The following is a 14659-nucleotide window of genomic DNA, read 5'->3' as shown; positions in this document are numbered from 1 at the left end:
ATGCTGATGATGACGGCCTCAACTGGTCACACCTCATACCAGCAGATCAAGCAAGGAGTTCCAATGGGCAAAACCGTGGTAAAAATAGGCAGTTTCGAGGTCGACGATGCGCATTTGTCCTCCTCGCCCGAGCAGGCCAGTACGCTGGCGATCCCTTGCAAGTCGGATCCCGATCTGTGCATGCAGTTGGACGGTTGGGATGAGCACACCAGCATCCCGGCGATACTCGATGGCAAGCAATCGCTGCTGTATAAGCAACATTACGATCGGCAAAGCGATGCCTGGGTGATGCGATTGGAATGAACGATGACAAACTGAAGAACGCGCGGTGTCCCCACAGGAGCACGGCGCGTTTTTTTTATCTGATAGCAATACCACGGCCGGCGAAGAAACGACCAAAATGGCTCAGCGGCAAAGTCACCTGTTGGCGCGTAGCCGGGCTGTCACCGGAAGGATTATGGAAGGTCACGCCATTGCCCTCAACCGCGGTAACCAATACCAGATGGCCGCCCCGCTGCGGTGGCGTCTGTTCGGGCCGGCGAATGCCGGGATGTACCGAAGCGATAAAATAACGCCGCTGCGCCAGTAGCTGCGGCAACGTTTCTACCTCAACACCGACCCGCACCTCGGCCTCCAGCGCAAACTGCTCACGCACATAGTCGACAAATGGCGCGTAAATCAGCCCTTTGATACGTTCACCTTCCCGCACGTAAGCACCGTACGGCAAACTGCGGCGTGCCAGTTCCAGCAGTGGCGGCGCATCCCCGTCGCGATGGGTCAGCACCATTTTCAGGCAGGCCATGCCACAGACGTGATTGGCCCACTCGATATATTCCGCCCGATCGCGTGCGCCACTGAGCGCCCAGTTGGCATCATCGGCCAGCGTCGCTCGACCGGCAATCAGCGCCGCCGCCAGTTCGGGCGTCGCCCATTGACAGACGTAAGGGACCGAGGAGCTCAAATCAGAAAGTCTCTGCCACTTTGAAATTCATCAGCACCAGCGTCATATCCGGTGAGAACAGCTCATATTCTTCGAAGAAGCTTTGCAGCTCTTTGCGCCAGTAGGCCAGGGAACGGTCACCCTCACCTTCAGCAAAAGCATGGGCTTCATCAACCTGATCGTAGGTTTTCATTTCGACCGACGTCAGCTCTACCGCACACACCGGGTTGCCTTTACCATCAACCACCACAAACACATCACCGGCCAGCGGGATGCCTTCGCCGTCAAGATTGGCGCAGGTGGCCGTCTTGGTACCGTTGAGGATCAGTTTGACCACATCATCGGCCTGCTGCTCGGTGTTGCCAAACGCCCAACGTTCGGTGTTTTCGTATTTCTTCGGAATTTCGTTCGCCATTGCCATACCTTATTGAATGAATCATTGTGCAGACAGAATAGTACAACGTATTCCCCGCTGCCTGCACCTGCCGAATTCACCCTCAATCTTCTAATCCCGCAGCTTTACAGGCTATTTACGGTAAATCCCTGTGCCTATGTCGGGACAACAGGCATACTATGAACGCAATTTACTCCATGGCTATCAGCCCGGCGGCAAAATGAAGCATGACGACCAAAATTCCGATGACACCTTCAGCGCCTTATTAAAGGTGCTGGCAGTGGTGGTGATTGCTATCTTTATTATCGCCGTCTGGTATTTCATCTGATCGGCAAAACAGGAGGTCACATTGGCAACCAAACGCATGCGTACCAAGCACTGGAAGATGTTTTTGATACTGTTGCTGATCTGTCTCGCCCTGCTGTTATTGCGCTGGGCGGCGATAGTCTTCGGCTAATGGCAGGGAGCAAAACAGATGGCAAAACGAAACGGCAACGGGGTACAGATCGCCTTACTGCTACTGGCGCTGGTGATTTTGGTCTGCGGTATTTTAATGATCACCACTGAGCTGGGTCATCAGGTACTCGAAGAGATCGAAGATATTCTCGAATAACACCAGTCCGGCCGGATACTGGCTCACATCACCTTATCCTCGTTCCGCGGGTTGTTTGGTTTCCGGTTCCAACAGCTCGCGCAAATAGGCAATCCGCGCCTCTCCTTGCGGCAACCACAGACGACGCAGCCACTGTGGCACTTCTGCCGGCTGGCTCCGGCGATGGTACTCAGCCAGTTGTTCAATCAGTTTCATCATTCACCCTCCACAGTTTCGACACTGTCAGTATTGGGTGAAAAAACCAGAAGAAATACTGATGGCTTATCTTTTATGCTTCCTGATTTAATATTGTGCGATCGGTACGGTGGCGAACCCCAGGCTCAACTGCTACATTGACCAAAAATCACCCAGCCGAGGTAAACGATGATGTTCTCGGAGCAGGAGATAAAACCCGTGTGGGACGAAGTGGCGCGCTTGATCGGCGACAGCGTGATGCAGTTACGCCATCGTGGCGAGGTTTTATCGGTAGAAACGTTGGCGAAACATCTGGCGCAGCAACTGGCCGACAGTCACGATATTGAACGCCGGATCCTGATTGGTACCGCGATCAACATGCTGAAAGATGGAAAATGAATCGCCAACCGGAAAGGTTGGCGATTCTGCAGAAGCCCGAGGTATGCAAGCCCGGCCTTCTGTGCGCAATTATGTCAGGCTAACATGACGGAATTAATAGGAATTGTCGGGTTTTTCCTCAAAATACCGAATTTTTATTGCCATCTGGCCTCAAGCCAGCACGAAATCACTGGTTTCCAGCGGCTGCCCCACCACTTTCACCAGAAAATCGCTAGCGTCAAACCCACCGCCCAGATTGATGGCTAAATCGCTGACGTGCGCCTGCGCGTCGTAGCTCAGCATTGCCTCACCCGCCTTGCCGCTGAACTGGCTGACAAATTCGATGCCGTTGCTGCTGCCGGTATTAAACAGCGACAGATCAATTTCATCCTCATACAGAATTATCTGATAAAAAATAATCTCGGCAATTCTGACTCCATTTCAATGCTTATTATTAATCGATGACATAAATAAAAAAACCGGGGCAATCCACCCCGGTATCCATAATTCAGTCTGGACTCAGATTAACCAACCCAACAATAGCGTGGCGCCAATCACTGTGGACGCACCGCCGATACGGGTGGCGATTTGCGCAAACGGCATTAACCCCATACGGTTGGACGCGGATAGGATCGCCACGTCGCCAGTCCCACCTAACCCACTGTGGCAGCAGGTGACGATCGCCGCTTCAACCGGGTACATTTTCAGGTATGGCGCAATCAGGAAGCTCACCAGCCCCATCGACAGCACCACCGAACCGCAGACCACCACATAGCCTACCGAGAACACCGCCACCACGCTTTCCAGCGGTACGTACAGCATGCCCAGGCCAATCATCAGCGGCCACACCAGCGCGGTTGAAACAAACTTATAAAAACTGTGCGCACCGGTTTCCATTGAGGTCGGGATCACCCGGCAATATTTGCACAGTACCGCAAACAGAATCATCAGCACCGGGCCGGGAATATGAACGATGTGTTCGAACAACCCGCCGACGATAAAGAAGGCGCAGATCACCAGCAGCCCGCCGCCCATCAGTTGGAAATCCACGTTGCCGGTGCTTTCCTTGATGGCAAACACCGCGTTGTCCTGCGCCGACCGGATCAGCATACCGTCACCGCTTAGTGCCTTGCGCTTCATCCCCAGACGGGCCAATACGCCTGCCGCCACAATGGCGAAGATATTGCCCAGCACCGCTGCCGGTGCCAGTTGCGCCACGTACACGTCCGGCGTCGATCCAAGGATTGCTGAATAAGCCAGCGACAGCGGTAATATGCCCTCGCCGATACCGCCACCGATAATCGGCACAATGATAAAGAAGAAGGTGTGATAGAAGGTAAAACCAAACAGTTTGCCCACCAGCAACCCGGTCACCACCGCCGTCACCGTGCCGACCACCAAAGGCACGAACATGCGGATCATGCCCTGGATCAGGATCACCCGGTTCATGCCGAGAATGCTGCCGACCACCAGGCTGGCGATAACAAAATACAGCAGGTTGGCGTCTTTCATCAGCAGATGAACGGTACCCATCACGTTCGGCTGGAAGAAATTAAAATAGACCAGCACCGAAGGCACCATCAGGCACAGAATCGCCGGCCCACCGATATCACGCAGCACCGGGATGCTTTTGCCCAAATGCGCCAGCGCAAAACCCAGCGTCATAATCACCGCCAAACCGCCGATCATATTCTTTGGCAAGAAGTTGGCATAAGCCGAAATGGCAACAATGGCACAAATGGTAATAAACAACGCCACCGGCACGGCACCGATATTCATTTTCCGGATTTGATTAATCAGCCCTGATGAATCAGGCGACAACGCCTGTTTATCACAGGCCATTTCTGCATTTATCTGTTTCATTGTTCACCCTGCTGACAAGTGTTCAGTACGGAGCGGATCGCCCAACGATTTATGAAATAACTTAAACGGTTAAAAAAGTTCCATCATAAAACGATGAGGGGTTTTATTATTTATAATTAATTAAAATAGTAGACAGCCATGACGATATGATAAAAAATAAAAACACCAAACTAAATTCCGTCTTATTAATCCAATATTGTGAACTTCCACCGATGTTGGTTTTAATTAATTATCGTCAGCGTTTTGTAATTAAAATAATCAGGCTTGAATTCGCTGCTATGCTATAGATGGAAGTAAAAATCCGTGCGTTTATTAATGAGAACCGGAGCGGTAATTAGCTGAATCCGGTCAGCTGTACCCGAGCCTGCCCATGCACGCGGCACCGTGCAGAAAACAGGCAATAATATATGCCCCATGGCTTTCAGATTGTCGCCGACAGCGCGGCAGCCCGAAAGTCTGCAGGCATAGAACTAAGAAGGAAGTAGGATATGTCTTCAATCGCGATTACCCCACAAACACTGGCCCGTTACGGCATCCATCAGGCTACCGAAATCGTCCATAACCCAAGCTACGAGCAACTGTTTACCGAGGAAACCCGTGCCGACCTGCCAGCACTGGAACGCGGTACGGTAACAACGCTGGGCGCGGTCAACGTCGATACTGGTGAATTCACCGGCCGTTCACCGAAAGATAAATACATCGTGCGTGACGACACCACGCGCGATACCGTCTGGTGGTCCGATAACGGCACCGGCAAAAACGACAACCAACCGCTATCGCCAGAAGTCTGGCAGCATCTGAAAACGCTGGTGGGTAACCAACTTTCCGGCAAGCGTCTGTTTGTGGTGGACGCCTTCTGCGGCGCCAATGCCGACACCCGCCTGAAGGTGCGTTTCATCACCGAGGTGGCCTGGCAGGCGCACTTTGTCAAAAACATGTTTATCCGCCCGACGGATGAAGAACTGCAGAATTTCGAACCGGACTTCGTGGTAATGAACGGGGCCAAATGCACCAACCCGGACTGGCAACAGCAGGGGCTGCATTCAGAGAACTTCGTTGCCTTTAACCTGACCGAACGTATCCAGCTGATCGGCGGCACCTGGTACGGCGGCGAAATGAAGAAGGGCCTGTTCTCAATCATGAACTACCTGCTGCCGTTGCAGGGTATCGCCTCAATGCACTGTTCGGCCAACGTCGGCGAACAGGGTGACGTGGCGGTGTTCTTTGGCCTGTCCGGTACCGGTAAAACCACCCTCTCCACCGATCCCAAACGTCAGTTGATCGGCGATGACGAGCACGGCTGGGATCATGACGGCGTGTTCAACTTTGAAGGCGGCTGCTACGCCAAGACCATCAAACTGTCGCCGCAGGCCGAACCTGAGATCTATCAGGCTATCCGTCGCAACGCACTGTTGGAAAACGTGCAGGTGCTGGCCGATGGCAGCATTGATTTTGATGACGCCGGCAAGACTGAAAACACCCGCGTTTCCTACCCGATTGAGCACATTGAAAACATCGTCAAGCCAGTGTCCAAAGCAGGCCATGCGAAGAAAATCATCTTCCTGACGGCGGATGCCTTCGGGGTATTGCCGCCGGTATCACGCCTGACGCCGGAACAGACTCAGTACCACTTCCTGTCTGGTTTTACCGCCAAGCTGGCCGGTACCGAGCGCGGCATCACCACGCCAACCCCAACCTTCTCCGCCTGTTTCGGCGCCGCGTTCCTGACGCTGCACCCGACGCAGTACGCCGAAGTGCTGGTGAAACGTATGGAAGCGGCCGGAGCGCAGGCCTATCTGGTGAATACCGGTTGGAACGGCAGCGGCAAGCGTATTTCCATTAAGGACACGCGCGGCATCATCGACGCCATTTTGAACGGGGAGATTGAACACGCCGAAACCTTCACCCTGCCGATCTTTGGCCTGGAAGTCCCGACCGCGCTGCCGGGAGTTGACCCTTCCATTCTCGACCCGCGTAAAACTTACGCGGACGAATCGCTGTGGCAAGAGAAAGCTCAGGATCTGGCGCAGCGCTTTATCGATAACTTTGCCAAATACACCGTGACACCGGCGGGTGAAAAACTGGTCAGCGCCGGCCCTAAACTCTAACTAGCCTGCAGGACGCGCCAATGCCCTGCAGACCATCAAACTGAATTTACCGTATTATTGATCTATACCTCCATTCTCAGGGTGCCCCATGGCACCCTGTTTTTTTATCCAAATAAACAAAACTCATACCTCGTTAATCATTTTCCGGCAGACACCGGCAGCCACAGTCCCTAACGTGGTAACTGAGTCGTCAGTCAGGAATCACACAATTAGCTGTTTTTTATAAAATAAATGATATAAATATTCTGACAATGCCCACTGGCGCTCATTCAATACGTTTCCGGCCTGCAACCAAAGTTTTAATCCGATCACATATTAATAAAAAAAACAGAGAGCGTACCCGATGAGCAACCGCAACATTGTCGACGTCAAAGCGTGGATAGACTCCCGCCCGATTTCCCGCTATCAGTGGCTGGTATTAATTCTGTGTTTCGTGATCATCATGTTTGATGGTTATGACGCCGCGGTGATGGGTTTTATCGCCCCCGCACTGATTGAAGACTGGGGTATTTCGCGCGCCGAAATAGGCCCGATCCTCGGTGCTGCGATGTTTGGCGTCGCTTTGGGAGCGCTGATTGCCGGCCCCTATTCCGATCGTTTTGGCCGCAAGAAGGTGCTGCTGCTGTCCATTCTGTGCTTTGCGTTGTTCAGCCTGCTGAGCACCTTCGCCCGCACCCCGCTGGAAATGGCCTTGCTGCGTTTTCTTACCGGCCTGGGCTTGGGCGCGGTGATGCCCAACTGTGTCACGCTGGTGTCAGAGTATATGCCCGAACGCCGCCGCGGCCTGATGATCACCCTGATGTACAGCGGCTTTAATATTGGTTCCGGTGCCGGCGGGTTTATCGCCGCCGCCATGTTGCCGCACTATGGCTGGAAGGCGGTGCTGTTCCTGGGCGGCATCATGCCGCTGCTGATGTTGCCGCTGCTGATTTGGATCCTGCCGGAATCGACGCTGTATATGGTGGTGCGCAACCATCACAAAGAAAAAATTGCCCAAATCCTGCGCCGCGCCGGTGGCGTGTTCAGCGCCGGTACCACCTTCATACTGAAAACCCCGGTGATCCCAAAGAAAGCCCGCGTGCTGCAACTGTTCAGTAATGGTTACGCCAGGGGCACCCTGGTGCTGTGGCTGACCTATTTTATGGGGCTGTTCGTGATTTACCTGCTCAACGGCTGGCTGCCGACCATCGTGCGCGGCGCCGGTTTCTCACTGGAGCGCGCCGCGATAATCGCCGGTCTGTTCCAACTGGGCGGTACCCTGGGAGGCCTGCTGGTGGGTTACCTGATGGACCGCTTCGTCGCCAAACGGGTGATCGGACTGTTTTATCTGATGGGCATGTTCTGCCTGCTGTCACAGGGTATCTGGGGCTTTGGCCCGACGCTGTTGGCGGTGTTGGTCTTTGTTAGCGGCATGTGTATCAACGGGGCGCAGACCGGTCTGCAGGCATTCTCACCGGTATTCTACCCCACTGAAATGCGCGCGACCGGCGTCAGCTGGATGCACGGCATCGGCCGCAGCGGCGCCATTATCAGCTCGTCAATGGGTGGCGTATTGCTGGGTATTTTCCCCGGAGCCACCAGCATTTTTATCATTCTGGCGATCCCGGCGTTGCTGGCGGCGATCACTATCATTAATCATCAAAAGGCACATCCGGCAGAAATGGTTAAGGGCATCGACATCACCGATCTGCCCGCGTTGTCACGCACCATGAATAACCGGTAATTCTTATTAATACAGAGGTAGACGATGGCTAAGATCATTGGCGGATTGGCGGTGTCACACACCCCAACCATCGGTTTTGCAGTGGATCACAACAAGCAGAACGAAACGGCCTGGGCGCCCATTTTTGACGGTTTCGCCCCGATGCAGCAATGGCTGGAAGAGAAAAAGCCAGACGTGTTGCTGTATGTCTTCAACGACCACGTGACCTCGTTTTTCTTCGATCACTATTCGGCATTCGTGCTCGGCATTGACGACAGCTACGCGGTGGCCGACGAAGGTGGCGGCCCGCGTGATTTGCCGCCGATTCGCGGCCATGCGGCGCTGTCGCAGCACATCGGTGCCAGCCTGATGGCCGACGAGTTTGATATGTCGTTCTTCCAGGATAAGCCGCTCGATCACGGGCTGTTCTCTCCGCTCTCCGCCCTGCTGCCGTGGCAGAACGGCTGGCCGATGCAGGTGGTGCCGCTGCAGGTCGGGGTGCTGCAGTTCCCGATCCCTTCGGCTCGCCGCTGCTACAAGCTCGGTCAGGCGCTGCGCCGGGCAATTGAAAGCTTCCCGGAAGACTTGCGCGTCGCGGTGGTGGCCACCGGCGGCGTCTCGCATCAGGTGCATGGCGAACGTTGCGGTTTCAATAACCCGCAGTGGGATGAGCAGTTTGTCGACCTGCTGGTCAATGACCCGGAGCGCCTGACCGAAATCACGCTGGCAGAGTACGCCACCCTGGGTGGGCTGGAGGGCGCGGAGGTGATCATGTGGCTGATTATGCGCGGTGCCCTGTCGGCCAACGTCGAAAAACTGCATCAGGCCTATTACCTGCCGTCCATGACCGGTATCGCCACGCTGATCCTGGAAAACCAGGCGCGCGAGGCACCGGTAGATGTCCATCAGCGCCAGCGCGACAAAATCAACCTGCAACTGGCTGGGGTTGAGAAACTGCCGGGCACCTATCCCTTTACCCATGCGCGCAGCCTGAAAGCGATCCGCATCAACCGTTTCCTGCACCGGCTGATCCAGCCGGCCTGGCGCGAACGCTTCAATAACGCCCAGCAGGCGCTGTTCGACGAAGCGCAGCTCACCACTGAGGAACAGCAGCTGCTGCGCGAGCTGGACTGGCGCGGGCTGATCCATTACGGCGTCAGTTTCTTCCTGTTGGAAAAGCTCGGGGCAGTGGTCGGGGTATCCAACCTGCATATCTACTCGGCGATGCGTGGCCAGACGCTGGATGAGTTCCAGCAAACCCGCAATCAGCAAGTGTTGTATTCCGTTGCGGGGAAAGCGCCAAAATGAATATTTTTGACCAGCCGAAAATAGACTGTCACCACCATATTTTCGACCCACAGCGCTTTCCCTACGTGGCGGACAGTGGTTACAACCCGGAAGGCCACGAACTGGCAACCCTGGAACATTATCGCGCGGTGATGCAGGCCTACGGTATTCGCCACTCGTTGATTGTCGGCCCGACCTCGGCTTACAACACCGATAACCGTTACCTGCTGGCGGCACTGGCCGGTGGCGAAGGCCGTCACAAAGGCATCGCCGTGGTGCCGCGTGATGTGGACAGCCAAACTCTTGCCGGATTGCAGTCACAGGGCGTGGTCGGCATCGCGCTGAATGTGGCGATGCTCGGCGTCGAACCTTTCTTGCAGTTGGATCGGCTAATGGGGCAACTGGCAGAGCTGGAAATGTTCGCGCAAATCCAGGTGCAGGACGACCAGTTACCGGCGCTAATGCCGCTGCTGGCACGCACCCGCACCCGGCTGCTATTCGACCATTCGGGTCGGCCGGACGTTAGCGCGGGTCTTCAACAACCGGCGTTTCAGGCTCTGCTGTCGTTGGCGCAGCGTGAGCACACCTACGTCAAGCTTTCCGGTCTGGCCAAGTTTTCACGCCAACAGTATCCGTTCCGCGACGGTCAGCCTTACCTGCTGGCGCTGCTGGCGGCCTACGGCGGTGAGAAATGCATGTGGGGATCGGACTGGCCTTTCCTGCGTGCCACCGAACGCATGGATATGGGCACGCTGCTGATGCTGGCCGAACAGATGTTCCCCGACGCACCAACGCGCCGGCAAATTTTATGGCAGACGCCGCAGCGGCTGTTTGGTTTTAGCGAGTTATCGGAGTAAAGATGAAAACCATTTACGTGCTCAATGGCCCGAACCTGAACCTGTTAGGCACCCGCGAGCCTGAGACCTACGGCACAGATACGCTGGCGACCATCGAACAACTGTGTCGCAGCACCGCCGCCGAGCTGGAGTGCCGGCTGGAGTTTCGCCAGACCAACCATGAAGGTGAAATGATTGACTGGATCCAGCAAACGCGCGGCAAGGCCCATGCGCTGGTGATCAATCCGGCAGCCTGGACGCACACCTCGGTGGCAATACGTGACGCCGTCACGGCGGTAGCCTTGCCACTGTTCGAGGTGCACATCACCAACGTGCACAAGCGCGAGCCGTTCCGCCATCACTCTTATCTGTCCGACGTGGCCAACGGCGTGATTTGCGGCTTTGGCATTCAGGGATACCGGTACGCACTGATGCAGGCGGCACGGTTATAATCGCTACAGGTTAACCGCACAGACTTCCCGCAGGCAGGCGATCAGCGCCTGCGCCGCCGGGGAGTGCAGGCTGCCGGTGCGGCAACTCAGACCGATGGCGCGTCCGGTATTGGGCAGCGCTATCGGTAACTGAACCAGTTCACCGGAGGCCAGCTCATATTCCAACTGGTGGGCTGACACCGCCGCCAGCATGTCTGAATTCAGCAGCAACCCTCTCACCAATGCCAAATCGCCGGTTTCCACCACCGGATTAGGTACCGGAATATTCATCGCCAGGAAGCAATCGTCCAGCAAGCGTCGCGCCGGCGTGGCGGAGCGTGGTAAGACCCAGCGCGCCGCTCTCAGCTGTTCAGGCCTTAAGCCTGGTGTCGCCAGTGGGTGATCGCGGCGCGCCAGCAGCACCATATCCTCGGTAAACAGCGTTTCACTGTACACATCGGCGGCATAATCGCTGGCGCGCAGGGCACCAAAAATAAAATCGATATCCCCGGATCGCAGCTCGGTGGCCAGGGCGGCAAAGGCGCTTTCGTTGGTCACCACGCTGACGCCCGGATAGCGGGAGGTCAGTTGGATGATGGCCTGCGGCAACAGCCGGGTACGTCCCAACGGTAATGCCCCCACCCGCACACGCCCCTCCAGCACCCCGCGGCGAGCAGCGATATCCGCGGGAATATGTTGCAGCTCATTCAGCGCACGGCGAACGTTAGCCTCGATTTCACGGCCGGCCAGCGACGGTACCATCCCCTGTGGGGTGCGCTCCAGCAACGGCACCCCGGCACCGTTTTCCATCACCTTGAGCGCAGCACTGATCGCCGGCTGGCTTAGTCCGAGCAGCGTGGCGACGGTTTGCATATGCCGGGTTTCACACAGGCAGACGAAAATCTGCAGTCGTCGCACATTGAACAGGTACAAGGGTTCGGGATCGCCGCGCGTCTGCCCCCCCTTGCCCTGTAAGCGCTTTAGCAGCGCCGGTATCTGGTGCAATTCATCAATCGCCCGCCGGGCGCGCGGCAGCACGCATTTGCCAAAGTCGGTCAGCAGCATGCCGCTGGCATGGCGTTCAAACAAGGGTGCCGCCAGCTGCTGCTCCAAATCGCGGATTGAGCGGGTGACTGCTGACTGGGTTCGGAATAGCTCATCGGCTGCACGTGAGACGCTTCCCTGGGTCACTACCTGACTGAATGCCCTGATTTGCATCAGGTTTGTCAGCATATTCTCATCATAGTCCATCGCGTCATCTCCTTTCCCCGTGGCTGGCAATATAAATAAAACGCATACCTGCTGCAATCAAATGAATTATCCGTCACCCGCCTGAGCTGACAGCATGAAGTCATTACACCGACCCAAGGAATCCGATGATGACGAATACAGCCTCAAACAAAACCGCCCTGGTAGTCAGCGCCCATTCCGCCGATTTTGTCTGGCGTGCCGGCGGCGCGATCGCCCTGCATACCCAGCTCGGCTATCAGGTCCACGTGGTTTGCCTGTCGTTTGGCGAGCGAGGTGAATCCGCCAAGCTGTGGCGTAAAGGCCAGATGACCGAGGACAAAGTGAAAGCCTCCCGTCGCGAGGAGGCCCACGCCGCCGCCGAGATCCTGGGCGCCAGCATCGAATTCTTTGATATGGGTGACTATCCGCTACGGGCCGATAAAGAGGCGCTGTTCCGCCTGGCCGACGTATTCCGAAAAGTACAGCCGCACTTTGTGCTGACCCATTCGCAAAAAGATCCGTACAACTACGATCACCCGCTGGCCAGCCATCTGACTCAGGAGGCCCGTATTATCGCCCAGGCAGAAGGCTATCGCCCAGGTGAAACCATCGTCGGTGCGCCGCCGGTGTACCTGTTCGAACCGCATCAGCCGGAACAGTGCGAATGGAAGCCGGACGTGCTGCTGGATATCACCGAAGTATGGGACAAAAAATACCAGGCGATCCAGTGCATGGCCGGTCAGGAACACCTATGGGAATACTACACCCGCGTCGCCCAGCAGCGCGGCGTACAGGCCAAACGCAACGTCGGCATCACCAGTAGCAAAAACATCGTTTACGGCGAAGGCTACCAAAGCATCTTCCCGCGCGTGACGGGAGAACTGGCATGAGCCTGATCGGTAAAAAAGGCGTGGTGATCCGCAATATCCCACGGGCAAACGCCAATACTCTGGATGCCCTGGCCGAATTTGGTGTAGCCACGGTGCATGAAGCGCAAGGCCGCAAAGGCCTGCTGGACCCGGCAATCCGCCCGATCCAACAGGACCACGGCATTGCCGGCAGCGCGGTGACGGTGTTGGTCGCACCCGGTGATAACTGGATGTTTCACGTGGCGGTTGAGCAGTGTCGGCCCGGCGATATTTTGGTGGTCGCCCCCACTTCCCCCTGTGGTGACGGCTACTTCGGCGATTTGCTGGCCACCTCACTCAAAGCACGCGGCGTGCGCGGCCTGATCGCCGACCTCGGCGTGCGTGATACTCGCACCCTGCGGGCAATGGGCTTTCCGGTCTGGTCGCGGGCGGTGTATGCCCAGGGCACGGTGAAAGAGACGCTCGGTTCGGTCAACGTACCGCTGGTCTGCGCCGGGCAACTGATTTACCCCGGCGACGCGATGATCGCCGATGACGATGGTGTGGTGGTGGTACGACAAACCGAGGCAGAACAGGTACTGGCGGCCAGCCGCCAGCGTGCCGAGCTGGAGGAGAGCAAACGTCTGCGCATGGCCAACGGCGAACTGGGGCTGGATATCTACCAGATGCGCCCACGGCTGGCGGAAAAAGGCCTGAAATATTACGACTCACTGGATCTGCTGGAGGATTAACATGCGCCAACGCCGGATCCCCTGTTTACTGATGCGCGGCGGCACCTCCAAAGGGGCCTTCTTTCTCGCCGGGGATTTACCCGCCGACCCGAACCAACGCGATCGGGTGCTGCTGGCGGTGATGGGTTCCCCCGATCTGCGGCAGATTGACGGCCTCGGCGGCGCCGATCCGCTGACCAGCAAGGTGGCAATCGTCAGCCGTTCACCGCGTGACGACGCCGATGTCGACTACCTGTTCGCCCAGGTCAGCGTTGACCAACCGCAAGTGGACTACGGCCAGAACTGCGGCAATATCCTGGCGGCGGTGGCTCCGTTCGCCATTGAGCGCGGGTTGGTTAACCCCGGCCCGACGTCGACCGAAGTCCGGATCTTTATGCAGAACACCGGCCAGATTGCCCTGGCGCGCATCGCCACCCCCAATGGAGAAGTGCAATACGACGGGGACCTGGCCATTGATGGCGTACCTGGCCGCGCGGCTGAAATCGTACTGACCTTCAGCGATATTGCCGGTTCCAGCTGCGGCTCGTTGCTGCCGACAGGCAATCCGCAGGACAGTTTTGACGGCGTGGCGGTGACCTGTATCGATAACGGTATGCCGGTGGTGTTGCTGCGTGCGGCGGAGGTCGGCCGCAGTGGCTATGAAACCCGCGAACAACTGGATGCCGATCAAGAACTGAAAGCCCGCCTGGAGAGCATCCGCCTGCAGGCCGGGCCAAAAATGAACCTCGGTGATGTCAGCCGGCGCACGGTGCCCAAAATAACCCTGATTGCCGAAGCGCGTCACGGTGGCACCCTCAGCAGCCGTACCTTCATTCCGCACCGCTGCCATGCCTCGATCGGCGTACTGGGCGCGGTCAGCGTCGCCACCGCCTGCCTGATCCCCGGCAGCGTCACCCAGGGGCTGGCCCAGATCGGCGACGGTGCGGAACTGCGTCTGAGCGTTGAACACCCCAGCGGCGAGTTCGGCGTGTTGCTACAACGCGATCCAACCCGAAGCGGCGCCGCCTCGCTACTCGGTGCCGGTTTACTGCGCACTGCACGACTGATTTTTAGCGGTGAAGTCTGTATTCCCGGCGCGGTATGGCCTCAATAATCAAGGAGCA

The 14659-nt window shown here is 56.7% G+C and carries 18 protein-coding genes; 12 read left to right on the top strand and 6 right to left on the bottom strand.

Translation table 11 applies throughout. From position 1 onward, the window contains the following. Positions 1 to 63: 63 nt before the first annotated feature. The gene (locus tag SERS4_RS0111520) at positions 64 to 303 is read left to right on the top strand and encodes a YebV family protein (protein ID WP_012144844.1); all 240 of its coding nucleotides are present in this window, start codon (positions 64 to 66) and stop codon (positions 301 to 303) included. 55 nt (positions 304 to 358) lie between these two features. On the opposite strand, the gene SERS4_RS0111515 is transcribed toward SERS4_RS0111520, so the two are convergent. Together SERS4_RS0111515 and SERS4_RS0111510 are read right to left on the bottom strand one after the other, a co-directional pair. Further along, positions 359 to 961 carry a C39 family peptidase gene (locus tag SERS4_RS0111515; RefSeq protein ID WP_012144843.1) on the bottom strand — a complete coding sequence of 201 codons (603 nt, stop codon included), beginning with the start codon at positions 959 to 961 and terminating at the stop codon, positions 359 to 361. A 1-nt stretch (position 962) separates the two neighbouring features. Continuing rightward, positions 963 to 1355, bottom strand: a complete 393-nt coding sequence (locus tag SERS4_RS0111510; protein ID WP_017892604.1) for an ASCH domain-containing protein — start codon at positions 1353 to 1355, stop codon at positions 963 to 965. 328 nt (positions 1356 to 1683) lie between these two features. Between SERS4_RS0111510 and yniD the strand changes: the two genes are divergently transcribed. Both yniD and SERS4_RS26980 read left to right on the top strand, forming a co-directional pair. After that, on the top strand, positions 1684 to 1791 hold the full coding sequence (gene yniD, locus SERS4_RS27330; protein ID WP_012144841.1) for a small membrane protein YniD: 108 nt from the start codon (positions 1684 to 1686) through the stop codon (positions 1789 to 1791). Between the two features lie 18 nt (positions 1792 to 1809). Further along, positions 1810 to 1947: a hypothetical protein gene (locus SERS4_RS26980; RefSeq protein WP_017892602.1), complete on the top strand. Its 138-nt coding sequence runs from the start codon at positions 1810 to 1812 to the stop codon at positions 1945 to 1947. A gap of 33 nt (positions 1948 to 1980) precedes the next feature. Here the strand turns inward: SERS4_RS26980 and SERS4_RS27155 are convergent, their stop codons facing one another. Next, positions 1981 to 2145 (bottom strand): hypothetical protein, encoded by a 165-nt coding sequence (locus SERS4_RS27155; protein ID WP_012144840.1) that lies wholly within the window; start codon positions 2143 to 2145, stop codon positions 1981 to 1983. 165 nt (positions 2146 to 2310) lie between these two features. On the opposite strand from SERS4_RS27155, the gene SERS4_RS0111485 reads away from it, so the two are divergent. Further along, complete coding sequence (locus SERS4_RS0111485; protein ID WP_012144839.1) at positions 2311 to 2520, top strand: hypothetical protein; 210 nt, start codon at positions 2311 to 2313, stop codon at positions 2518 to 2520. A gap of 150 nt (positions 2521 to 2670) precedes the next feature. On the opposite strand, the gene SERS4_RS26295 is transcribed toward SERS4_RS0111485, so the two are convergent. Both SERS4_RS26295 and SERS4_RS0111475 read right to left on the bottom strand, forming a co-directional pair. Continuing rightward, on the bottom strand, positions 2671 to 2883 hold the full coding sequence (locus SERS4_RS26295) for a M10 family metallopeptidase C-terminal domain-containing protein (RefSeq protein WP_256378009.1): 213 nt from the start codon (positions 2881 to 2883) through the stop codon (positions 2671 to 2673). Positions 2884 to 3018: 135 nt separating this feature from the next. Beyond that, positions 3019 to 4362, bottom strand: coding sequence for a 2-hydroxycarboxylate transporter family protein (locus tag SERS4_RS0111475; protein WP_012144837.1), 1344 nt, complete (start codon positions 4360 to 4362; stop codon positions 3019 to 3021). Positions 4363 to 4850: 488 nt separating this feature from the next. Here SERS4_RS0111475 and pckA point away from each other — a divergent pair, with 488 nt between their 5' ends. The 5 genes from pckA (at position 4851) to aroQ (ending at position 10747) form a co-directional block, all read left to right on the top strand. Then, the gene (gene pckA / locus SERS4_RS0111470) at positions 4851 to 6470 is read left to right on the top strand and encodes a phosphoenolpyruvate carboxykinase (ATP) (protein ID WP_017892599.1); all 1620 of its coding nucleotides are present in this window, start codon (positions 4851 to 4853) and stop codon (positions 6468 to 6470) included. A 343-nt stretch (positions 6471 to 6813) separates the two neighbouring features. Further along, positions 6814 to 8193 carry an aromatic acid/H+ symport family MFS transporter gene (locus tag SERS4_RS0111465; RefSeq protein WP_017892598.1) on the top strand — a complete coding sequence of 460 codons (1380 nt, stop codon included), beginning with the start codon at positions 6814 to 6816 and terminating at the stop codon, positions 8191 to 8193. A 24-nt stretch (positions 8194 to 8217) separates the two neighbouring features. Further along, the gene (locus tag SERS4_RS0111460; protein ID WP_017892597.1) at positions 8218 to 9480 is read left to right on the top strand and encodes a gallate dioxygenase; all 1263 of its coding nucleotides are present in this window, start codon (positions 8218 to 8220) and stop codon (positions 9478 to 9480) included. Further along, the gene (locus tag SERS4_RS0111455; RefSeq protein WP_012006517.1) at positions 9477 to 10316 is read left to right on the top strand and encodes an amidohydrolase; all 840 of its coding nucleotides are present in this window, start codon (positions 9477 to 9479) and stop codon (positions 10314 to 10316) included. The genes SERS4_RS0111460 and SERS4_RS0111455 overlap by 4 nt, the downstream gene beginning before the upstream one ends. Before the next feature lie 2 nt (positions 10317 to 10318). Next, positions 10319 to 10747 carry a type II 3-dehydroquinate dehydratase gene (aroQ, locus tag SERS4_RS0111450; RefSeq protein WP_012006516.1) on the top strand — a complete coding sequence of 143 codons (429 nt, stop codon included), beginning with the start codon at positions 10319 to 10321 and terminating at the stop codon, positions 10745 to 10747. 3 nt (positions 10748 to 10750) lie between these two features. Here the strand turns inward: aroQ and SERS4_RS0111445 are convergent, their stop codons facing one another. Continuing rightward, a complete protein-coding gene (locus SERS4_RS0111445; RefSeq protein ID WP_017892596.1) occupies positions 10751 to 11977 on the bottom strand; it encodes a LysR family transcriptional regulator in 1227 nt (408 codons plus the stop codon). A 128-nt stretch (positions 11978 to 12105) separates the two neighbouring features. Here SERS4_RS0111445 and galB point away from each other — a divergent pair, with 128 nt between their 5' ends. Genes galB through SERS4_RS0111430 form a run of 3 tightly spaced genes read left to right on the top strand, consistent with a single transcriptional unit; the run spans position 12106 to position 14649 of the window. Next, a complete protein-coding gene (gene galB, locus SERS4_RS0111440; protein WP_017892595.1) occupies positions 12106 to 12846 on the top strand; it encodes a 4-oxalmesaconate hydratase in 741 nt (246 codons plus the stop codon). Beyond that, entirely contained in the window at positions 12843 to 13556 is a 714-nt protein-coding gene (locus tag SERS4_RS0111435; protein WP_017892594.1) for a 4-carboxy-4-hydroxy-2-oxoadipate aldolase/oxaloacetate decarboxylase, read from the top strand. The genes galB and SERS4_RS0111435 overlap by 4 nt, the downstream gene beginning before the upstream one ends. A 1-nt stretch (position 13557) precedes the next feature. Continuing rightward, positions 13558 to 14649 (top strand): 4-oxalomesaconate tautomerase, encoded by a 1092-nt coding sequence (locus tag SERS4_RS0111430; protein WP_017892593.1) that lies wholly within the window; start codon positions 13558 to 13560, stop codon positions 14647 to 14649. The last annotated feature ends 10 nt before the right edge of the window (positions 14650 to 14659 follow it).

The sequence above is a fragment of the Serratia sp. S4 genome (assembly GCF_000347995.1).
In the GTDB taxonomy this organism is placed as follows: domain Bacteria; phylum Pseudomonadota; class Gammaproteobacteria; order Enterobacterales; family Enterobacteriaceae; genus Serratia; species Serratia quinivorans.
This window is presented reverse-complemented; position numbering and strand designations above follow the sequence as displayed.

What these genes read in the sequence shown, in the direction of transcription:
- SERS4_RS0111520 (WP_012144844.1), top strand. Translation starts at nt 64, where the DNA reads ATGGGCAAAACCGTGGTAAAAATAGGCAGTTTCGAGGTCGACGATGCG.
- SERS4_RS0111510 (WP_017892604.1), bottom strand. Translation starts at nt 1,355, where the DNA reads ATGGCGAACGAAATTCCGAAGAAATACGAAAACACCGAACGTTGGGCG.
- SERS4_RS26980 (WP_017892602.1), top strand. Translation starts at nt 1,810, where the DNA reads ATGGCAAAACGAAACGGCAACGGGGTACAGATCGCCTTACTGCTACTG.
- SERS4_RS27155 (WP_012144840.1), bottom strand. Translation starts at nt 2,145, where the DNA reads ATGATGAAACTGATTGAACAACTGGCTGAGTACCATCGCCGGAGCCAG.
- SERS4_RS0111485 (WP_012144839.1), top strand. Translation starts at nt 2,311, where the DNA reads ATGATGTTCTCGGAGCAGGAGATAAAACCCGTGTGGGACGAAGTGGCG.
- SERS4_RS0111475 (WP_012144837.1), bottom strand. Translation starts at nt 4,362, where the DNA reads ATGAAACAGATAAATGCAGAAATGGCCTGTGATAAACAGGCGTTGTCG.
- pckA (WP_017892599.1), top strand. Translation starts at nt 4,851, where the DNA reads ATGTCTTCAATCGCGATTACCCCACAAACACTGGCCCGTTACGGCATC.
- SERS4_RS0111465 (WP_017892598.1), top strand. Translation starts at nt 6,814, where the DNA reads ATGAGCAACCGCAACATTGTCGACGTCAAAGCGTGGATAGACTCCCGC.
- SERS4_RS0111460 (WP_017892597.1), top strand. Translation starts at nt 8,218, where the DNA reads ATGGCTAAGATCATTGGCGGATTGGCGGTGTCACACACCCCAACCATC.
- SERS4_RS0111455 (WP_012006517.1), top strand. Translation starts at nt 9,477, where the DNA reads ATGAATATTTTTGACCAGCCGAAAATAGACTGTCACCACCATATTTTC.
- aroQ (WP_012006516.1), top strand. Translation starts at nt 10,319, where the DNA reads ATGAAAACCATTTACGTGCTCAATGGCCCGAACCTGAACCTGTTAGGC.
- SERS4_RS0111445 (WP_017892596.1), bottom strand. Translation starts at nt 11,977, where the DNA reads ATGGACTATGATGAGAATATGCTGACAAACCTGATGCAAATCAGGGCA.
- galB (WP_017892595.1), top strand. Translation starts at nt 12,106, where the DNA reads ATGACGAATACAGCCTCAAACAAAACCGCCCTGGTAGTCAGCGCCCAT.
- SERS4_RS0111435 (WP_017892594.1), top strand. Translation starts at nt 12,843, where the DNA reads ATGAGCCTGATCGGTAAAAAAGGCGTGGTGATCCGCAATATCCCACGG.
- SERS4_RS0111430 (WP_017892593.1), top strand. Translation starts at nt 13,558, where the DNA reads ATGCGCCAACGCCGGATCCCCTGTTTACTGATGCGCGGCGGCACCTCC.